At 66.7% G+C, this 18517-nt stretch carries 19 protein-coding genes and 1 tRNA gene; 8 read left to right on the top strand and 12 right to left on the bottom strand.

The window, feature by feature from the left end:
* The first annotated feature begins 81 nt into the window (after positions 1-81).
* A complete protein-coding gene (locus AC1DKR_RS10690) occupies positions 82-693 on the top strand; it encodes a TetR/AcrR family transcriptional regulator (RefSeq protein WP_313249042.1) in 612 nt (203 codons plus the stop codon).
* Positions 694-708: 15 nt separating this feature from the next.
* On the opposite strand, the gene AC1DKR_RS10685 is transcribed toward AC1DKR_RS10690, so the two are convergent.
* A complete protein-coding gene (locus AC1DKR_RS10685) occupies positions 709-1341 on the bottom strand; it encodes a TetR/AcrR family transcriptional regulator (protein ID WP_478032766.1) in 633 nt (210 codons plus the stop codon).
* A gap of 103 nt (positions 1342-1444) precedes the next feature.
* Between AC1DKR_RS10685 and AC1DKR_RS10680 the strand changes: the two genes are divergently transcribed.
* The gene (locus AC1DKR_RS10680) at positions 1445-2104 is read left to right on the top strand and encodes an O-methyltransferase (RefSeq protein ID WP_363733073.1); all 660 of its coding nucleotides are present in this window, start codon (positions 1445-1447) and stop codon (positions 2102-2104) included.
* A gap of 7 nt (positions 2105-2111) precedes the next feature.
* Here the strand turns inward: AC1DKR_RS10680 and AC1DKR_RS10675 are convergent, their stop codons facing one another.
* Together AC1DKR_RS10675 and AC1DKR_RS10670 are read right to left on the bottom strand one after the other, a co-directional pair.
* Positions 2112-4052: an EAL domain-containing protein gene (locus AC1DKR_RS10675; RefSeq protein ID WP_478033243.1), complete on the bottom strand. Its 1941-nt coding sequence runs from the start codon at positions 4050-4052 to the stop codon at positions 2112-2114.
* A 99-nt stretch (positions 4053-4151) separates the two neighbouring features.
* Positions 4152-4868: an SDR family NAD(P)-dependent oxidoreductase gene (locus AC1DKR_RS10670; protein WP_478032762.1), complete on the bottom strand. Its 717-nt coding sequence runs from the start codon at positions 4866-4868 to the stop codon at positions 4152-4154.
* 101 nt (positions 4869-4969) lie between these two features.
* Between AC1DKR_RS10670 and AC1DKR_RS10665 the strand changes: the two genes are divergently transcribed.
* The 4 genes from AC1DKR_RS10665 (at position 4970) to AC1DKR_RS10650 (ending at position 8619) form a co-directional block, all read left to right on the top strand.
* Positions 4970-5743 carry an APH(3')-II family aminoglycoside O-phosphotransferase gene (locus AC1DKR_RS10665; RefSeq protein WP_478033242.1) on the top strand — a complete coding sequence of 258 codons (774 nt, stop codon included), beginning with the start codon at positions 4970-4972 and terminating at the stop codon, positions 5741-5743.
* 147 nt (positions 5744-5890) lie between these two features.
* Positions 5891-6481, top strand: a complete 591-nt coding sequence (locus AC1DKR_RS10660) for a TetR/AcrR family transcriptional regulator (RefSeq protein ID WP_346603202.1) — start codon at positions 5891-5893, stop codon at positions 6479-6481.
* A complete protein-coding gene (locus AC1DKR_RS10655; protein WP_478032758.1) occupies positions 6478-7512 on the top strand; it encodes a DUF418 domain-containing protein in 1035 nt (344 codons plus the stop codon). Before AC1DKR_RS10660 ends, AC1DKR_RS10655 begins: the two co-directional genes overlap by 4 nt.
* A gap of 99 nt (positions 7513-7611) precedes the next feature.
* Positions 7612-8619, top strand: coding sequence for a phosphotransferase (locus AC1DKR_RS10650; RefSeq protein WP_478032754.1), 1008 nt, complete (start codon positions 7612-7614; stop codon positions 8617-8619).
* Positions 8620-9301: 682 nt separating this feature from the next.
* On the opposite strand, the gene AC1DKR_RS10645 is transcribed toward AC1DKR_RS10650, so the two are convergent.
* From AC1DKR_RS10645 to amaB, 7 genes are all read right to left on the bottom strand, one after another.
* Positions 9302-10189, bottom strand: coding sequence for a DMT family transporter (locus AC1DKR_RS10645; protein ID WP_032976099.1), 888 nt, complete (start codon positions 10187-10189; stop codon positions 9302-9304).
* A gap of 32 nt (positions 10190-10221) precedes the next feature.
* Positions 10222-11286 carry a UDP-N-acetylmuramate dehydrogenase gene (murB, locus tag AC1DKR_RS10640; protein ID WP_478032752.1) on the bottom strand — a complete coding sequence of 355 codons (1065 nt, stop codon included), beginning with the start codon at positions 11284-11286 and terminating at the stop codon, positions 10222-10224.
* Positions 11287-11294: 8 nt separating this feature from the next.
* Positions 11295-12350, bottom strand: a complete 1056-nt coding sequence (locus AC1DKR_RS10635; RefSeq protein ID WP_478032750.1) for a quinone-dependent dihydroorotate dehydrogenase — start codon at positions 12348-12350, stop codon at positions 11295-11297.
* Between the two features lie 9 nt (positions 12351-12359).
* Positions 12360-13130 carry a class I SAM-dependent methyltransferase gene (locus AC1DKR_RS10630; protein WP_442244776.1) on the bottom strand — a complete coding sequence of 257 codons (771 nt, stop codon included), beginning with the start codon at positions 13128-13130 and terminating at the stop codon, positions 12360-12362.
* A 7-nt stretch (positions 13131-13137) separates the two neighbouring features.
* On the bottom strand, positions 13138-13428 hold the full coding sequence (locus AC1DKR_RS10625; RefSeq protein WP_025874887.1) for a DUF4190 domain-containing protein: 291 nt from the start codon (positions 13426-13428) through the stop codon (positions 13138-13140).
* 187 nt (positions 13429-13615) lie between these two features.
* Positions 13616-14404, bottom strand: coding sequence for an SDR family NAD(P)-dependent oxidoreductase (locus AC1DKR_RS10620; RefSeq protein ID WP_478032748.1), 789 nt, complete (start codon positions 14402-14404; stop codon positions 13616-13618).
* On the bottom strand, positions 14404-15936 hold the full coding sequence (amaB, locus tag AC1DKR_RS10615) for an L-piperidine-6-carboxylate dehydrogenase (protein ID WP_032976092.1): 1533 nt from the start codon (positions 15934-15936) through the stop codon (positions 14404-14406). The genes AC1DKR_RS10620 and amaB overlap by 1 nt, the downstream gene beginning before the upstream one ends.
* A 185-nt stretch (positions 15937-16121) precedes the next feature.
* Between amaB and AC1DKR_RS10610 the strand changes: the two genes are divergently transcribed.
* Together AC1DKR_RS10610 and AC1DKR_RS10605 are read left to right on the top strand one after the other, a co-directional pair.
* Positions 16122-16198 (top strand) — tRNA-Arg (locus tag AC1DKR_RS10610).
* A gap of 45 nt (positions 16199-16243) precedes the next feature.
* Positions 16244-16708: a GNAT family N-acetyltransferase gene (locus AC1DKR_RS10605; protein WP_312786624.1), complete on the top strand. Its 465-nt coding sequence runs from the start codon at positions 16244-16246 to the stop codon at positions 16706-16708.
* Positions 16709-16970: 262 nt separating this feature from the next.
* On the opposite strand, the gene AC1DKR_RS10600 is transcribed toward AC1DKR_RS10605, so the two are convergent.
* Positions 16971-17330, bottom strand: a complete 360-nt coding sequence (locus tag AC1DKR_RS10600) for a response regulator (protein ID WP_025874874.1) — start codon at positions 17328-17330, stop codon at positions 16971-16973.
* Entirely contained in the window at positions 17327-18481 is a 1155-nt protein-coding gene (locus AC1DKR_RS10595) for a two-component system sensor histidine kinase NtrB (RefSeq protein WP_428701572.1), read from the bottom strand. The genes AC1DKR_RS10600 and AC1DKR_RS10595 overlap by 4 nt, the downstream gene beginning before the upstream one ends.
* Between the last annotated feature and the right edge of the window lie 36 nt (positions 18482-18517).

The raw sequence follows: 18517 nt of genomic DNA, 5'->3' as shown, positions 1-18517 counted from the left end.
TGCACAGTGTAGTTTCCGGATTTCAGAAAGTACACTGCTGGGTGTAAAATGGTGGCATCCGTTCAGCTGTCTGGTTCCGCCATGCCCCGTACTCCGCAACGCCTTACCGACCGCAAGCGCGAGGCCATCGTCCGCGCTGCGGTGGAAGAGTTCCGTTCGGCCGGCTACGAGGCGACCAGCATGGACCGCATCGCGGCGGTGGCTGGTGTCTCCAAGCGCACCGTCTACAACCACTTCCCGAGCAAGGAAGAACTGTTCGCGCTGATCCTGGAAGAGCTGTGGCAGAGCAGCGTGGCCAGCGTCGAGCTGCCGTACCGCGCCGACCAGCCGCTGGATGTGCAGCTGCTGCAGCTGCTGCGGCAGAAGCTGGACCTGCTGGGTGATGCCAACTTCATCGATCTGGCGCGGGTGGCGATGGCCGAGATCATCCATTCACCCGAGCGCGCGCAGGCGATCGTCTGCCGCATGGGCGAGAAGGAGAGCGGCGTCAGCGCGTGGATCCGTGCAGCCATTGCCGATGGGCGGCTGCGCGAGATCGATCCGGAATTCGCCGGCCATCAGCTGCAGGGCCTGGTGAAGAGCTTCGCGTTCTGGCCGCAGGTGACGATGGGCCAGGCGCCGCTGGCGCAGGCCGAACGCACGCGCGTGGCCGAGTCGGCCGTGGCGATGTTCCTGGGCTTCTACGCGGTGTAAGCCGGCGGCTGCACGTCAGCGCGCGCCCAGCTGCCTGAGATAGGCGCAGAACATATCCGCGACCGCATCGGCATAGACGCGCATCTCGGCGGCAGTGCGCGGTTCACTGGAGAATTCGCGACCGGTGGCACCCAGCGTGGTATCGATCAGATCCACCGCCAGCTGGCGCGTGCCCGCCGAGGCCTGCGGCAGCAGCTCGGCCATGAACACGAGCATCGCTTCGTCGGACTCGCTGCGTGCTTCCTGCGCCTCCGGCGCATCACGGTACAGCGGCGCGGCATCGTTCAACGCGCCACGGGTCTGCGCTTCTTCGCATTCCGACACGATGAAGGCATGCACCAACGTGCGCAGGCGCTGCAGGTGCGGTTGTTGTGTGTCCTGCAGGATGTCGCGCAGCATCGCGCCGGTCTGCTGCCACTCGTCGCGCTGCAGGCGGAACAGGATTGCTGCCTTGTTGGGAAAGTACTGATACAGCGAGCCGACGCTGACGCCGGCGCGTTCGGCCACCCGCGCGGTTGTGAACCGAGTGGCACCTTCGTGCTTCAAAACCTGAGCAGCGGCTTCCAGGATGGCTGCGACCAGGTCGTTCGATCGTGACTGGCGAGGCTGTTTTCTCGAGGAAATCTGCGGCGGACGACGTTCGGACATGAGGCTTTTCCAATGCGAATAGGCGGAACGGGGGATCGTCCGTATTCTTGATTGCGACGAATCATTCGCATTCTAACCCCGCCAACGAAAGGAACACCCGTCCATGTCCACCCTGATCTCCGCCCCGGTCGCGCCCCTGCTTGCGCGCCTGTTCACCGAAGCCGACAGCGCGCTCAGCCCCGCCTTGACCTCCGTTTCCCCCGAAGAGCGGCAGCGCCTGCTGGGCAGCCGCACCGAATACCGGCGCCTGTATGGCGAGCTGCTGAAGGACCTGTGGCTGCCGGTGTCGCCGGAAACCGGCCGCCTGCTGTACCTGCTGGCGCGCAGCAGTGGCGCGCGCAGCATCGTTGAGTTCGGTACGTCGTTCGGCATCTCCAGCATCCATCTGGCTGCGGCGTTGCGTGACAACGGCGGCGGCCGCCTGATCACCACCGAGTTCGAGCCGGAGAAGGCGCGCCGTGCCGCCGGCCACCTGCGTGAAGCGGGCCTGGACGATCTGGTGGAGATCCGCGTGGGCGATGCGCTGGAGACGCTGGCGGTGGACCTGCCCGATACGATCGATCTGGTGCTGCTCGATGGTGCCAAGGTGCTGTACGACGACGTGCTGGACCTGCTGCAGGAACGCCTGAGTCCGGGCGCACTGGTGGTGGCCGACAATGCCGACGACAGCCCGCGCTACCAGCAGCGCATGCGCTCGGGCAACACAGGCTATCTGTCGGTACCGTTCGCCGAGGATGTGGAACTGTCGATGCGTCTCGCCTGAAAGGCCCTCATGCCAGCTGCCGGAACTGTTCCGGCGGCAGGGCGTGTGCATACAGATAGCCCTGGCCCACATCCACTCCCAGCGCACGCAGCATCTGTTCCTGTGCCGAGGTCTCAGTGCCTTCGGCGACGACGACGGCACCGCAGCGGTGCGCCACTTCCACGATGAAGCGGACGATGGACTGCGACTTGGCATCGGACAGCGTGGCGATCAGCGCCCGCTCGATCTTGACCTCGGCCACCGACAGTTGTGACAGCAGGATCAGCGTCGAATAACCGGCGCCGAAGTCGTCCAATGACAGGCTCATGCCAGCGGCCAGCAGAACGACGACGTTGGCGTCGACAACGTCGCGCTCGACGATTTCGGTCCATTCGACAATCTCCAGCCGCAGCATCGCGCCGGGTATGCGTTGCTGCTCCAGCAAGGTGCACAGGCGCACGCCGAAGTCCGGTTGGCGCAGCGATTCGGCGGATACATTCACTGCGATCGTCAGCGTGTGCCCGTCATCCCTGCAGTGGCCAAGGAAGGCGGTGGCCGCCTGCAGCGTAGCCCATTCCAGTTCGGCCAGGCGTCCGCGACGGCGCAGCAGAGAAACCACCCGCATCGGTGCAATCAGGTGGCCATCGCCATCGCGCATGCGCAACAGTGCTTCGGCGCCGACCAGGTGGCGGTCATGCAGGCGGAACTTGGGCTGGTAGTACAGCGGTGCATCGGCGTGCTGCAGCCAGTGGTCCAGCGCGGTCTCGATCAATGCATCCACTTCACTGTCGCGCTGGATCGGATCGTCGAAGAACACCACGCCGGACTCGATCGCATTCAAGGCCAGGGTGACGGCGCGGAACGGGATGGAGCTGTCGTCCTGCGTGGGCGGTTGCAGCTCGACCACCGCGCAGCGGAATACCGGGCGGAAGCCCGGCCAGTCATCGCCGATCACCGTGGTCAAGCGGTCGGCCAATGCTGGCAGTTCGGTATCCGCGCGGAGATCGGCAAGGCTTGCGTCCAACAGCAGGATCGCCAGTGCGCTGTCACCGAACTGATAGACCTCCATCGTGCCGGTTGGCCTTGCATGCAGCAGGGTGCGATGCACGGCTTCGGCGTTGTGCCGGTTCCACAGGCCGCTGTCATTCAGCGGACCATAGCGCAGCAGCAGGTCCTGCAGGTTGCTCATCTCGGTCACGATCAGGCACGCATTGCCGCGATCTTCGCTGCTGCGCCAGTGACGTTGCAGGCGCTCGTCGAGGGCGCGCAGGTTGGGCAGGCCACTGACCGGATCGATGCGCATCCAGGCATGTTCGCGTTGGCGCTGGGCATCGATCTGCGCATCGTTGTAGATCAGTGCGAATACCGCCGCCAGCACCAGCAGCGATACCGGCAGGGCAAGCAGCCGCTGGGTGGCCAGTTCCAGCAGGGGTAGCTGCGCGCTGCCGATGATCGCCACGCCCAGCGCCAGTCCAAGCAGGGTCACCGCGATGCGCACCCCCCAGGCCTGCAGGATCAACTGCAGCGAGAGCTGGGTGAGCATGCGTGGATACATCCGCCCACGCAGCCAGATGCCTGCGAGCACCTGCAGGGCCGCTTCCAGGCCGGCGGGCAGGAAGTACTGCGTGCCGGAGAACTGGTAGCGCGCCAGCAGGCTGGCCAGCAGGCAGGTCACGCCGCCGCGCCAGCCGCCCAGCAGGCCGCTGATCAGCAGGATGTCGATGCCGAGGTTGAGCTTGACCACGCCCTGCGCGTAGCCGGCCACGAACCAGGAATTGAACAGGTAGATCAGGCCGAGAATCGCGCCGATGTAGACGCGGCGCCCCTCGATGGCATGGCCGCCGCGGCGGGTGGTGATCAGGAACACGCCGATCATGCCGATCACCGCAGTGGCCTGCAGCAGGTACAGCGGCAGGCTGGGCAGGGCGCTGTCCAGGATCCGGGTCGAAACCCTTGATAGCGCATCCATAGCCATAGCCGGTCCTGTGTGCGGCCAACTGCCAGTAGACGCAGAGTAAACCACGGCCGCGTGTGCGGCCAAACCGGGGCTGCCAGTGTGTGCTGAGCGCTAGTAACGCGGATCGGCGATCGCAGGCAGCACCAGCTCGCGGACGAAACTGGAGGACGACAGCTGCAGCAGGGCGCGCACCATCGCCACCACGTCGTGCACCGGCACGTACTCGCCATTGCCGCGTGCGGCGGCCTGATGCAGCGGCACCGACAGTGCATCGTCGGTATTGAGGTAGCCCAGCTGCAGCGTCGTCACGGCCAGCCGCTGCTGGCGGAAGCCCTCGCGCAGGGCATCGGCAATGCCGTTGAGCGCGAACTTGGACGCGCCGAAGGCCACCTCGGGGCGGCCACTGCGTGGCAGCGCCGAGGTCGAGCCGGTCAACACCAGTTGCGGGCGGCGCCCGCCGAGAACGCGGGGCAGCAGCTGCTTGAGCAGCAACAGGGTGGCGGTGATGTTGATGTCCACCAGCTGCGCCAGCGCGCTGTCACTTTCGTTGAGGAAATCGTAGTCGTCACTGAATGCGGTCTCCTCCCAGATGCCAAGGTTATGGATGAGGACATCGAGATCCGGCGGCGCCTGCGCCGCGATGCTGGCCGCCGCTCGTGCTGGCTCGCTCAGGTCTGCTTCAATCCAGTGCAGGTCGACGCCCTCGCCGCAGTCCAGCTGCGTCGGGCGTGTGCGCGATACGCCGATGACGGTATCGCCGGGCCGGCAGAGGCCTTCCACGAAGGCGCGGCCCAGGCCTTTGCTGGCGCCGATGACCATGAGTTTCATGCGATGTCCTTTGCTGTGAAGTGTGCGCTTCGGAGAGAATCCAGGTTGTGACCTGGCCGGGAGCGATGGAGATGGAAGCAGGATCGAGCGGTGGCGGTGTCATGCCCTTGCCGTCGAAGTGGTGCAGCGCTTTGCGCGATGCGGAGATCGAGATGCAGGGCATCGGCGTGTCGCGCGCTGATGTAGCGCGGGTGCGACGTCAGGGGTCGCCGGACGCGTTCCTGAAATCGGAAGTGATCGATGCCTTCAGCGAACTGGAGGGCGAAATCCTGCGTCTGCGTTGGCTGCGGGCACAGGGACAGCCGGTGCCTACGGTGTTGGATACGGCGGAGGAGGGCGGTCGGCGTTGGCTGCTGATGAGCGCGTTGCCCGGCCATGACCTCGCGTCCTCGCCGACGCTGGCACCCGACCAGGTGGTCGTGCTGCTGGCTGACGCGCTGCGCGCCCTGCATGCGCTGCCGGTTGCCGGTTGTCCGTTCGATCATCGCCTTGCATCGCGCTTGCCGGAGGTCGCTGCGCGCGTTGCCGCAGGGTTGATCGATGCGGATGATTTCGACGATGAGCGCCTGGGCCAGAGCGCCGAGCAGGTGCATGCCGAGCTGATCGCAACGTGTCCGGCGGATGAGGATCTGGTGGTAGCGCACGGCGATGCATGCCTGCCGAATCTGATGGCGGTCGACGGCCGCTTCAGCGGTTTCATCGATTGCGGCCGGCTGGGTGTGGCTGATCGTTGCCAGGACCTGGCGTTGGCCGCACGCAGCCTAGTCCACAACTATGACGACACCCGCTGGGTTGCGCCCTTGCTGGCCCGCTATGGCATCGGTGCCGATGAACGCCGACTCGCGTTCTACCGCCTGCTGGACGAGTTCTTCTAGGTGCATGCAGGGTCCGCAGTTGCAGCAGGGCGCGGCAGGATCGGTCCTCAACAGCGGTTGAGGTCAAGCGCGACGGCCTGAATGGTGACTGGCCGACGGCTTGGATTCGGCTTTTAAATGGACGAACGTTCGTTCATTGTTTACCGCATGAACCGCACCGACCGCAATGAGCAACGCGCCTCGCAGATCCTGCAGGCGGCCCTGCAGTGCTTTCTGTCCAAGGGCTTCCACCAGACCAGCATGCGCGACATCGCGCAGGCGGCCGGGGTGAGCCTGGGCAATCTCTACAACCACTTTCCCGGCAAGGAGGCGCTGATCCTGGCGACGGCCGAGGCCGAACAGGACGAACTGCAGCCGTTGCTGCAGCGGTTGGCGGGATGCAATGGCGAACGTGCGCAGGTGCAGGGGTTCCTGCGGGACTTCCACACCCTGTGCCGGCAGCCGGAATGGGCACTGTTGAGCGTGGAAGTGCTGGCCGAGAGCGCGCGCAATCCGGCGGTGGCGGCGGCATTCGCTGGCAACCGCGCGCAGTTGCAGCGCAGGCTGGCCGAGGCCCTGCAGGAGGTCGCACGTCGTGAGCGCCGCCGGCCCGTGCTGGCGCCCGCGCTGCAGGCGCAGGTGCTGCTGGATGCGATCGAGAGCGCTGCGCTGCGGCAGGGATTGGGTGAGGCGAGCGATGCCGATATCGACGTGCTTGATCCCTCTCTACTGGCAGCACTGCTCGGGGCGCGTGCGTGAGCACTGACGATCGGCGGCTGCATGGGCTGGACCTGGCGCGCTACCTCGCCCTGGCCGGCATGGTGCTGGTCAACTTCCGCCTGGCGATGGCCGTCGAGACCGACGGCGGCGGCTGGCTTGCTGGATTCTTCCACCTGCTGGAAGGCAAGGCTTCGGCGACCTTCGTGACGCTGGCCGGGGTGGGCCTGATGCTCGCCACACAGCGTCTGGCGTGGTGGCAGGCAAGCGTGCAGACCTGGCGGCGGGCCGTGTTCCTGGCCGTGCTCGGCCTGCTCAACCTGACCGTGTTTCCTGCCGATATCCTGCATTACTACGCGGTGTACTTCGCGCTGGCGGTGCTGTGGCTGCGCGCGTCGCCCCGTGTTCTGCTGGGCAGCATGGCGGCTCTGGCGATGGTCGCGTTCTGGGCCCTGCTGCGCTGGGACTACAGCCAGGGCTGGAACTGGCAGACGCTGGCTTACGAGGGGCTGTGGCACTGGCCGGGTGCGATGCGCAACCTGCTGTTCAATGGCTTCCATCCGGTGTTGCCGTGGCTGTGCTTTTTCCTTCTGGGCATGCTGCTGGCGCGGCTGCCGCTGTCGCAACCCCGGGTGCAGCGTGCCTTGCTGCTGCTCGGCCTGCTGCTGATGGGGGCCGGCCAGGTGTTGCAGCAGTGGGGCCACGGCACGGTGTGGCAGGTGTGGCTGGCGACGCAGCCGATGCCGCCCGGTCCGGCCTATCTGCTGACCGGCGCAGGCGCGGCGTGTGCACTGATCGCGGCATGCCTGTGGCTGGTGCGGCTGCGTCCTGGCGATTGGCTGGAACCGTTCACTGCGGCCGGACGGATGACGCTGAGCCTGTACGTGGCGCACATCCTGATCGGCATGGGTGTGCTGGAATCGCTTGGACTGCTTGATGGCAGTGCCAGCCTGTCGTGGGTGCTGATGGCCGCGTTGTTGTTCGTGATGCTGGCGACCTCGGCGGCCTGGTTGTGGTCGTGGCAGTTCGCGCGCGGTCCGTTGGAAGCGGTGATGCGACGCATCGCCGGCTAGCTATTTCGTCGCAGGAGACCCATGTTGTGACCAGTTTGCCTGTGCGGATGCAAGGCCATCTGCGATAGTAGGTGTCGTCACCAAAGCACGCCTGCATCCATGTCATTCGCTTCGGCGCAGCAGATCGTTGAAGTCCTGCAGCAGTCCTACGACATCAACGCGACGGCGGTGGTGCCGCGTCCGGTGGGCGCCGACGCCAATGCGTGCGTGTTCCGCATCGATGCCCGCCACGACCATTGGTGGTTGAAGTGCCGCAACTTCCAGGTGGCACCCGCGGTGTGGGACAGCCTGCATTGGCTGCGTGGCACCTTGGGCATCGACGAGATTGTTGCGCCGTGGCCGGCATTGACCGGCGGCGCATCGGTGCAGCGCTGGGGCCTGCAGTTCACGCTGTTCCCCTACATCGAAGGGCAGTCGGGCTTCGAGGCGCCGCTGAGCCGTGCGCAATGGCGCCAGCTGGGCGAAGTGCTGCGTCGCCTGCATGAGGCCGAGATTCCGCCGGCGTTGCGCCAGGCACTGCCGACGTTGCGGCTTGAAACCGCAGCGGTCGACACGGTGGGGACATGGTTGCGCGATCCCTCGACGCTGGCGCAGGCGCAGGATCGGTCCGGCAGTGCGTTCCTGGCGCTGTGGCAGCAGCAGCGGCCGCGCATCGCCGAACTTCACCAGCGTGCAGAAGCGCTGCATCGCCAATTGCAGGGTGAGGCACCGGCGCTGCGCCTGTGCCACACCGACCTGCACGCGGGCAACCTGCTGATGGGGCAGGACGATGCACTGCACCTGATCGACTGGGACGGACTGGCACTGGCCCCGCGCGAGCGCGACCTGATGTTTGTCGGCGCCGCGGTAGGTGGTCGCTGGGGGCGCGAGCATCCACTCGGCTTCGCCGAAGGCTATGGCAGCGACCTGGGCGATCCGCGCTGGATTGCGTGGTATCGGCACTGGCGCATCCTGCAGGACCTGATCGAATTCGAGCAGATGCTGCTGGGCCCCGGCGCGGCGCAGCGCTCGTTGCAGCAGCACCGGCAAGCGCTGCATTACCTGGGCGAGCAGTTCGCGCCGGGCAATGTGTTCGATGCGGCCGAGCGCGCGTATCGGGTGCTGTAGGGGTTACGGCCGGGCTGCGCCCGGCACCCGCGGTAGTGCCGGCCGCTGGCCGGCAACCTCAACAGCAACTGCTACAGCCGAAGCAACAGCAACAGCAAAAGCTGGCCTCCTGTGGGATGGCGGGGTGGGTCCGGTTGCGGGGGACGCCTTAAATCCCCAGACCGGCCCAGCCGCTGGCGGCTGTGCGTTCGGGCGCTTGCGAAGCAGTGCTTCGCAATCAAAGCGCCCTCACCCATGGAGGCTCGGTCGCGCCATCCATGGCGCTTACACCCCCGCAACCGGACGCGCCCCGCCTTCGACAGATCTCCGTAATCTGTCGGGATGACATGGCCTGCTCTTGGTGGGTGTCGACCTTGGTCGACACGGTAGATCCACGCCATGCGTGGATGCTCTTCGATCATTTGATCAATTGTCGAAATATTCGATTTCGATGGAAATTCATCCACGCATGGCGTGGATCTACCAGACACCGGGAAACTGTCAAAGGTGGGGCGGTGTCGGATGGCGGTTTGTCGGCGGCATGGATGCCGCGGCCAAGCCTACAAGGACGTACTTGCGGCGTCCCCGCCATCCGACACCGCCCCGCCATCCCACGGAACGCCCGCTGTTGCTTTTGCTGTTGAGGTTGCCGGCCAGCGGCCGGCACTACCACGGGATGCCGGGCGCAGCCCGGCCGGAACCCTTACTCTGCCGGCTTGGCCGCTGCGCTCGCGGCGACGCTCGCTGCACGCCGTGACAGCACCGCTTCGCGATGGGCGATGTAGGCGTTGGCGGCGAGGATGATGCCGGCGCCAATGATCGTCCAGCGATCCACCGTCTCTGCGAACAACAGCCAGCCACACAAGGTCACCAGCGGCAGTTGCAGGAAGCTGATCGGGGTCAACGCGGAGACTTCGCCCAGGCGCAGTGCGCGTGTCCACAGCAACTGGCCGATGGTGCCCAGCACGCCGGTGGCCAGCAGCCAGAGCCAGGCGATGCCGGTGGGCCAGACCCACACGAACAAGGCCGGTATCAGCGACAGCGGTACCCAGAACACGTAGGTGTAGAGCACCACGGTGTCGGCGCTGTCGATACGGGTGAGCTGCTTGATCTGGATCGCCACCAGCGAGCTGAGCACGGCGGCGGCCACGGCGATCAGGCTGCCGGACGTGAAGCCGGCTGTGCCCGGCCGCACGATCACCAGCACGCCGATGAAGCCGACCACCACCGCTGCCCAGCGCCGTACGCGTACCGTTTCGCCCAGCCACAGCACCGCCGCGATGGTGACGAACAACGGGGTGGAGTAGGACAGCGAAACGGCCTGTGCCAGGGGCAGGTGGCCCAACGCCCAGAACGCGCACAGCATCGAGCCCAGGCCGATCGCGCTGCGCAGGAAATAGCGCGGCAGCTGCTGGGTCTTCAACGGTGCATGGCCTGGGCGCAGCAGCATCGGCAGCAGGGCGAGCAGGCCGAAGGCATTGCGGAAGAACGCCACTTCCTGAGTCGGCACGTAGCGGGTGGCGTAGCGGATCGCCACCGCCATCAGTCCAAACGCCATGGTGCTGCCGAGCATCAGCAGCGCCGCCCGCAATGGGGTGGCGCTGGCGGGTAGGGCGGGTGTGCTCACCACTGTGCGCCGAGCAGGCGGGGCTCCGGTTCGATCGGCACGCCGAACTTCTCCAGTACCGAAGCGGAGATCCGCCGTGCCAGCGCCAGCAGTTCAGTGCCGGTGGCGTTGCCGTGGTTGACCAGCACCAGCGCGTGGCTGGGCGCAACGCCGGCATCACCTTCGCGGAAGCCCTTCCAGCCGCAGGATTCGATCATCCACGCGGCCGAGACCTTGCGGCGGTCGTCGCGGTCCGCCGGGAACACCGGCAGCTCGGGGAAGTGCTGCAGCAGCACCTCCACCTGTTCCAGCGGCAGCACCGGGTTCTTGAAGAAGCTGCCTGCGTTGCCCAGTACGTCGGGGTCGGGCAGCTTGCGGCGACGGATCGCGATTACTGCATTGGCCACGTCCACCGCGCTCGGCAGTTCCACGCCATGCGCCTGCAGTTCTTCGCGGATGCCGGCGTAGCCCATGCGCAGGTCGTGCAGGAGCGGCAGTTTCAGTTCAATGGCGGTGATCAGGTAGCGGTCCGGCTGCTGCTTGAACACGCTGTCGCGGTAGGCGAAGCCACACTGTTCGTTGTCCATCCGTACCCAGGCTTTTTCCTGGCAGTCCCAGGCCTCTACGGTCTGGATGAACTCGCCGACCTGCGCGCCATAGGCGCCGATGTTCTGGATCGGCGATGCGCCGGCGGTGCCGGGAATCAGGGCCAGGTTTTCCAGGCCGGACAGGCCTTCCTGCAGCGACCACATCACCAGCCCGTGCCAGGACACGCCGGCTCCAGCGCGGATCACGGCGTGGTCGGCACGGTGTTCGAGGAAACTGATTTCGCGGTTGCCGAACACCAGCACGGTGCCGGGCAGGTCTTCGGCGATCAGCACATTGCTGCCGCTGCCAAGCACCAGCAGCGGGCCATTGGCCACTTCCGGCAACGCCAGAACCTCCGGCAGCAGCGCGGCATCGTGCAGTTCCAGCAACTGCGCTGCGCTGGCCTGCACGTGGAACGTGTTCAGGGCCTGCAGTGGCGCGTTGTGGGTGAGGGTCCAGCGCAGCGGTGCTGCAGCGTTGTTGGTGTCGTCCATGGGCGTGCTCACAGGGGTGCCACCGCGCCGCGGCTGGGCGCCTCGCGTCGGCGACGGATCGCCTCCACGCACTCGGCGACCAATGCCGGGCCCTTGAAGATCAGGCCGCTGTAGCACTGCACCAGCGCCGCACCGGCAGCCATCTTGGCCACGGCGTCGGCACCGGACAGGATGCCGCCGGCACCGACCAGCGGCACTGATTCGGGCAGGCGTGCACGCAGGCGGCGCAGTACCAGGGTGGACTGTTCCAGCACCGGTGCACCGGACAGTCCGCCGGCTTCATTGGCCAGCGGATCGCCGGCAACCCGGCTGTGGTCGATGGTGGTGTTGGTGGCGATCACGCCGTCCACCTGCAGTTCGCCAAGTACGCGCGCGGCGGCGTCGATGTCGCGCTCGCTGAGGTCCGGGGCCACCTTCACCAGCATCGGCACGCGCCGGCCATGCTGCGCGGCCAGTGCTTCCTGGCGCTCACGCAGCTGGCTGACCAGCTGCCGCAGCGCGGTCTCTTCCTGCAGCTCGCGCAGGCCGGCCGTGTTGGGCGAGGAAATGTTGACGGTGATGTAGTCGGCCAGCGGGTACACCTTGTCCATGCAGGCGATGTAGTCATCGGCCGCCTGTTCGTTGGGGGTGTCCTTGTTCTTGCCGATGTTGATGCCGAGCAGGCCGCGCCGGTTGCGCGCGCGTTCGACGTTGCGCACCAGCGCATCCACGCCGGCGTTGTTGAAGCCCATGCGGTTGATGATCGCGTTGTGCGCCGGCAGCCGGAACAGGCGCGGCTTGGGGTTGCCGGCCTGCGGTCGCGGCGTGATCGTGCCGATCTCCACGAAGCCGAAGCCCAGCGCGAACAGTGCATCGATGTGCTCGCCATTCTTGTCCAGGCCGGCAGCAAGGCCGACCGGATTGGGGAACGTCAGCCCGAACACCGTGCTGGGCATCGGCGCGATGCGTGCGGCCACCAGCGGCGTGGTGCCGGTGCGATAGGCCAGGTCCAGAGCGGACAGGCCGAGGCCGTGGGCGCGTTCGGCGTCGAGCGAGAACAGGAAGGGGCGGGCAAGCGAATACATGCGTTGGTTTCAGTCCAGCGTGCCGAGGAAGGCTCGGGTTCGATATTCAAAAGCGACCTGGCCGTCGACCGCGTGGGCGGCGAACAGGTCCTGCAGCGCAGCCAGCATCGGCGCGTGGCGCGGATGGCCGGGCTGCGGCGCGTAGGAAGAAGACAGCAGGCGCCCGCGCAGGGCGTCCAGGTCCAGGTGCTGCACGTTCGGCAGCTGCACCATGCCGCGCAGGCCTGAGCCGAACCAGGCCTGCATGGTGGCGTCGTCCTGGTAGCGTTCGGCCACGGCGGTGTAGTCGGTGCCGTAGTCCAGCAGCAGTTGTTCGTAGCCGACCAGGAATGGGCTGGCATCGAGCAGGCGCGAATTCCAGTAGATCAGCGCCAGCCCGCCCGGGCGCAGGATGCGCTGCCACTCGGCGCGCACGGCCACGGTGTCGAACCAGTGGAAGGCCTGCGCGGCGCCGACCAGGTCCACGCTGGCCTCGGCCAGGCCGGTGGCCTCGGCGCGGCCATCGACGGCGGAAAACTGCGGATACTGCGGCGCCAGCCAGTGCTCGGCGGCCGCGCGCATCGCCGCGTTGGGTTCGACGGCGACCAGTGGATGGCCGGCGGCCAGGAACTGCCGGCTGGAGATGCCGGTGCCGGCGCCGATGTCAGCGACACGCGCGCTGGTTGCCACGGCCATGGAGCCATGCAGCCAGTCCATCAGGGCAGGCGGATAGTCCGGGCGGTAGCGGACATAGTCCGCGACGCGGCTGCTGAAGCGTTCAGTGCTGTCGGCGGAGGTCATCGTGCTTTCACCAGCGCAGTCCAGGTTTGGCGTCGGCGCCGGCGGCCACCATCGCGAAGATCAGGATGGCCACCAGGCCCACCGCAGCGAGGATGTTGAGCCAACCCATGATCAACCCGGCCAGGGCCATGCCATCGCCGTCCTGTTCGCCGGCGCGGCGGCGGATCTCGGCGCGGGCCAGGTGCCCGGTGATGATGGCAACAAGGGCGGCGACACCCGGCAGCACGGTCCAGCTGCAGATGCCCGCGATCAGGCTGACCACGGCCAGGGCGTTGCTCTGTCGGGGTGGCACGCTCATCGAGTCCTCCGTGGCAGTGCCGACATGATAGTGCGTCTGCCCCGGCAATCCCATGGTCCGGCCAATGCAATGCTGCCAGGCAAGGTTGGCAACCATCGGAGCCGGGAGCGGGGTGGCTTTGGTAGGCGTCGACCTTGGTCGACGAATGCGGCGCCAACCAAGGTTGGTAGCTGCCGAGGGATCGGCGCTAGCCCATCAGCACCTGGCCGCCATCGACATTGAGCACGTGGCCGGTGATCCAGCGCGCCAGCGGCGAACACAGGAACAGCGCGGCATCGGCGATCTCGCGCGGCTGCCCGAAGCGGCCGAACGGAATCTTCGCCAGGGTGCCGTGGTACAGGGCGGGATCTTCGACACGACGTCGATCCCAGAGGCCATCGGCAAATTCGATCGAGCCCGGTGCGATGGCGTTGACCCGGATCCGGTCCGGCGCCAGCGCCAGGGCCTGCGACGTCGTGTAGTGCGACAGGGCGGCCTTGGCTGCCGCATACGGTGCGCCGCCGGGACGCGGTTGCTGCGCGGCGATCGAGGACAGATTGAGGATGCAGGCGTCGGACGAGGCACGCAGCCACGGCAGCGCAAGGCGCGAGGCGCAGACCGCCGCCATCAGGTCGATCTGCAGGCTGGCAGCCCAGCCGTCTTCGTCATCGGCCATGCCGTAGCCGGTGGCGTTGTTGACCAGCACATCGATGCCGCCGAGCGCATCGGCAGCGGCCTGCAGCCAGGCGCCGATGCGGCCGAGGTCGCCCAGATCGGTGGCGAAGGTATGCAGCTGCGTGCCCTGGGCCTGCGCATCGGCCTGCAGGGCGTCAAGCCCCGCCTGCCCGCGGGCGCAGGCCGACACCTGCGCACCGGCGCGAGCGAAGGCCAGCGCCAGTTCGCGGCCGATGCCCTTGCTGCCACCGGCGATCAGCACCCGGCGGCCGGTGAAATCGATCACCGGCCGGCCGTCGCGCGGGGAGGCGCTCTCCGCCATCACAGGTCGAACTTGATGCCCTGGGCCAGCGGCAGCGAATCCGAATAGTTGATGGTGTTGGTCTGGCGGCGCATGTAGACCTTCCATGCATCCGAACCGGACTCGCGGCCACCGCCGGTGTCCTTCTCGCCACCGAAGGCGCCACCGATTTCCGCGCCCGAGGTGCCGATGTTGACGTTGGCGATGCCGCAATCCGAACCGGCCGCCGACAGGAAGCGCTCGGCAGTCTTCAGGTTGGTGGTGAAGATCGACGAGGACAGGCCCTGCGGCACGCCGTTCTGCATGTCGATGGCTTCGTCCAGCGTGCTGTACTTCATCACGTAAAGGATCGGCGCGAAGGTCTCGTGCTGCACCACTTCATCGCTGTTCTTCAGGCCGGTGACGATGGCCGGCAGCACGAAGTTGCCGGGGCGGTCGATGCGCGTGCCGCCGGTTTCGATGGTGCCGCCGCTGGCCTTGGCCTTTTCGATGGACGCCAGGAACTGCTGCACGGCACCGTCGCTGTTGAGCGGGCCCATCAGGTTGGCCGGGTCGGTCGGATCGCCGATCTTGCCTTCCACCTGCTTGTACGCCTTGACCAGCGTGGCCAGCACGTCGTCATGGATGGATTCGTGCACGATCAGGCGGCGGGTGGTGGTGCAGCGCTGGCCGGCGGTGCCGACAGCACCGAACACGATGCCGGGAATGGCCAGCTTCAGGTCGGCGGTTTCGTCGAGGATGATCGCGTTGTTGCCGCCCAGTTCCAGCAGGCAGCGGCCAAGGCGGTGGGCGACCTTCTCGGCGACCGTGCGGCCGACCTGGGTCGAGCCGGTGAAGCTGATCAGCGGCACGCGCTTGTCGGCCACCATTTTTTCCGACAGCGCGGTACCTGCGTCGTTGATCAGGAAGAACAGGTCCGGGAAACCTGCATCGCGCAGCGCTTCATTGCAGATGCGCATCGAGGCGATGGCGGTCAGCGGGGTCTTGTTGGACGGCTTCCACAGGCAGATGTCGCCGCAGATCGTGGCCAGGAACGAGTTCCATGCCCACACCGCCACCGGGAAGTTGAACGCGCTGATGATGCCGACCAAGCCGAGCGGCTGGTACTGCTCGTACATGCGGTGGCCGGGGCGCTCGGAATGCATGGTGTAGCCGTACAGCATGCGGCTCTGGCCCACGGCGAAGTCGGCGATGTCGATCATCTCCTGCACTTCACCGTCGCCTTCAGGCTTGCTCTTGCCCATTTCCAGCGCGACCAGCGAACCCAGCGCATCCTTGTGCTTGCGCAGCGCTTCGCCGCACAGGCGCACGGCTTCACCGCGACGCGGGGCCGGCGTGGTGCGCCAGACCTTGAAGGCTTCCTGGGCGCGCGCGATGACGGTTTCGTACTCGGCTTCGGTGGTGGCGCGGACCTGCGCGATCGGCTCGCCCGTGGTCGGATTGATCGGGGTGATCAGTTCACCGCCGGTAGCGCTCGACCACTCCCCGTTGCCCAGGTAGGTGCCAGCGTTGATCGCGTCCAGACCAAGGGACTTGAGCAGCTCGGAAGACATGCAGACTCCTGTGTTTCGTTACGTTGTGTTTGGTGCCGTCGCGGGCAGGTGGGGGCGCGACGAACTGAGCCGCCGATGGTAGCAGAGCGCCCGGACTGGCCATGGTGCGCCGCGCCAGTGGCTATGGTGTGGCAGATGAAAGCTTGGAGGGCAGGGCGGCTTGCCTGTAAACTTGGCGGCTGCATGGCCCCGTAGCTCAGCTGGATAGAGCGTCCCCCTCCTAAGGGGAAGGTCGCCCGTTCGAATCGGGCCGGGGTCACCATCCACGTCGGGTGCATCGGCTCGTGCCCGCCACAATGCCGGCGCCATGGATCACGTTCTGCAGCCCGTCCACCCTTCGCATTTCGCGGTCATCGCTGGCTGGCTCGACTCGCCAGGGGCGACCCTGCGCTGGGCCGGCCCCGGTGTGCCGTTTCCCTTGCCTGCCAACGTTTTTGCCGCTGCGCTGGCGTTGTCTGATCGCCCGGGCCGGGCACTGCTGGACGCCGACGGCACCTGCGTGGGCTTTGGCCAGTACTGGCAGACGGCCCCTGGCAGCACCCACCTTGGGCGCATCATCGTGTCGCCGCAGGCGCGCGGCCGTGGCCTGGGCCGGGTGCTGATGACCGCACTGTGCGCCGAAGCCACTCGCCGCACCGCTGCAGTGCAACTGACGTTGAAGGTCTATAGGGACAATCAGGTGGCCGTGGCGCTGTACCGCGACCTCGGCTTTGTCGCCAGCGAAGACGCATCCACGCCGGAGCTGCTGTTCATGGCTCGCCGTACAACCTGAGCGGGAAAGGGCAGGGCTCTGCACTCCCGCTGCACATCCTGTGCACGCGCTGCTGCAAGCGGACTCGGCAGTCTGGGGCTGTCCCCATCGATTGCCCAGGAGCGCCTCCATGAATACACCCGGCACCCCCAAGCCTTCCTGGCGCCAGCGCAACGTGCTGCTGACCGTTGCCGCCGTGCTGCTGGTGATCGTGCTGATCCTGCTCTTCGTGCCTTGGTAGCAGCGCGGCACGCCAAGCCATGCCTGGCGTCGCAGCGGTGACTCACGCCTGCCTGAGCAGCTCCACCAGCTGCCGCAGCCGGTAAGGCTTGGGCAGGAATTCCACCTGCTCGGGCAGCGGCGGCAACTGCGAGCGTGCGTAGCCGGAGGAAAGGATCATCCGCGCCTGCGGCTGGTCGCGCGCAACATGCTCGCTCAGCTCGATGCCCGACATGCCGTTGGGCATGCTGATGTCACTGAACACCACGTCGAAACGCGTATCGCCCTGCAGCAGCGCGACCGCTTCCTGCGCATCGGCCGTGGTAGCCACGTCGATGCCGAAGTCGCGCAGTGCCAGGCCGATCATTTCGCGCAGATCGGTCTGGTCCTCCACCATCAGTACGCGGATCGGATCATCGGTCATGGGTTGGGTTCCTCTGTGGCGGGTAGCAGCAGGCTGACCGTGGTGCCAACACCGGGCGTGGTGGACACGTCTACGAAGCCGCCGCTCTGGGTGGTGAATCCGAACACCTGGCTCAGGCCCAGGCCGCTGCCCTTGCCGATGTCCTTGGTGGTGAAGAAAGGCTCGGTCGCGCGTTCGGCGATGTCCGGGGCCATGCCGTGTCCCTCATCGCAGACGCTCAACGTCACATAGGTCCGTTGCCGGGATGTGTCGGCGTCGGGGTCCATGCGGTGCTCCAGCGCGGTGGCGATCAATACCCGGCCGCCACCCACCGTGGCGTCCGCAGCGTTGCCGACCAGGTTGGCGAGCGCGGTCTGCAGCTGCACGGTATCACTGAGTATGGCAGGCAGGCCCGCAGCCAGTGCGGTTTCCAGGGTGACGCCGGCAGGGCAGGTGGCCTGCAGGGCGGGCAACCAGTCGCGGATCCGCGCATTGATGTCCAGCGTTTCGCGGATCAGGGTCTGCCCGGTGCTGAAGGCCAGCAGCTGCCGGGTCAGCAGTGCGCCACGATCGCTGGCCGCCTGCGCGGTGGTGAGCAGGGCGTTGGCACGCTCGTCATCACCCATGCGTGCGGACAGCAGGTCCAGCGCGTTGACGATGGTGGTCAGCAGATTGTTGAATTCATGGGCAAGGCCGCGGCTGAGCTGGCCGACCGTCTCGAACTGCTGGGTCTGGCGCAGCGCCCGCTGCGCGTCGCGCAGGAGCCGTTGCGCCTGCCACTGTTCAGTGATGTCGCGGGTGATCTTGACGAAGCCTACGAGCTCGCTGTTCTCGACCACCGACTCGATGACCACGCTGGCACGGAACGGAGACCCGTCACGGCGCACCCGCCAGCCTTCGGCGGCATGGTGTCCGCTTTCCGCCGCCAGTCGCAGCAGGTGCTGCGGCTCGCCGGCATCGCGATCGGCTGGCAGGTAGAAGCGTCCAAAGTGGGTGCCGATGACTTCTTCCGACCGGTAGCCCTTGATGCGTTCGGCGCCGGGGTTCCAGCTGCAGACGATGCCATCGGGATCCAGCAGGTAAAGCGCATGGTCGCGCACGCTGTCGATCAGCAGTCGCAGCTGTCGGGAAGGGTCCGTCAGCACGGACGGCGTCGAAGCGGCAGCGACCACGATGAAATGCGTATTACCTATGTGAGGGACGAGAAC

Source organism: Stenotrophomonas sp. 01N47, from assembly GCF_056399165.1.
Note: the sequence above shows the minus strand (reverse complement) of the source record. Positions and strands in the feature narration are given on the sequence as shown.

Coding starts and splice junctions, on each gene's coding strand:
- AC1DKR_RS10690 (WP_313249042.1), top strand. CDS start 82: ATGCCCCGTACTCCGCAACGCCTTACCGACCGCAAGCGCGAGGCCATC.
- AC1DKR_RS10685 (WP_478032766.1), bottom strand. CDS start 1,341: ATGTCCGAACGTCGTCCGCCGCAGATTTCCTCGAGAAAACAGCCTCGC.
- AC1DKR_RS10680 (WP_363733073.1), top strand. CDS start 1,445: ATGTCCACCCTGATCTCCGCCCCGGTCGCGCCCCTGCTTGCGCGCCTG.
- AC1DKR_RS10675 (WP_478033243.1), bottom strand. CDS start 4,052: ATGGATGCGCTATCAAGGGTTTCGACCCGGATCCTGGACAGCGCCCTG.
- AC1DKR_RS10670 (WP_478032762.1), bottom strand. CDS start 4,868: ATGAAACTCATGGTCATCGGCGCCAGCAAAGGCCTGGGCCGCGCCTTC.
- AC1DKR_RS10665 (WP_478033242.1), top strand. CDS start 4,970: ATGCCCTTGCCGTCGAAGTGGTGCAGCGCTTTGCGCGATGCGGAGATC.
- AC1DKR_RS10660 (WP_346603202.1), top strand. CDS start 5,891: ATGAACCGCACCGACCGCAATGAGCAACGCGCCTCGCAGATCCTGCAG.
- AC1DKR_RS10650 (WP_478032754.1), top strand. CDS start 7,612: ATGTCATTCGCTTCGGCGCAGCAGATCGTTGAAGTCCTGCAGCAGTCC.
- murB (WP_478032752.1), bottom strand. CDS start 11,286: ATGGACGACACCAACAACGCTGCAGCACCGCTGCGCTGGACCCTCACC.
- AC1DKR_RS10635 (WP_478032750.1), bottom strand. CDS start 12,350: ATGTATTCGCTTGCCCGCCCCTTCCTGTTCTCGCTCGACGCCGAACGC.
- AC1DKR_RS10630 (WP_442244776.1), bottom strand. CDS start 13,130: ATGACCTCCGCCGACAGCACTGAACGCTTCAGCAGCCGCGTCGCGGAC.
- AC1DKR_RS10625 (WP_025874887.1), bottom strand. CDS start 13,428: ATGAGCGTGCCACCCCGACAGAGCAACGCCCTGGCCGTGGTCAGCCTG.
- AC1DKR_RS10620 (WP_478032748.1), bottom strand. CDS start 14,404: ATGGCGGAGAGCGCCTCCCCGCGCGACGGCCGGCCGGTGATCGATTTC.
- amaB (WP_032976092.1), bottom strand. CDS start 15,936: ATGTCTTCCGAGCTGCTCAAGTCCCTTGGTCTGGACGCGATCAACGCT.
- AC1DKR_RS10605 (WP_312786624.1), top strand. CDS start 16,244: ATGGATCACGTTCTGCAGCCCGTCCACCCTTCGCATTTCGCGGTCATC.
- AC1DKR_RS10600 (WP_025874874.1), bottom strand. CDS start 17,330: ATGACCGATGATCCGATCCGCGTACTGATGGTGGAGGACCAGACCGAT.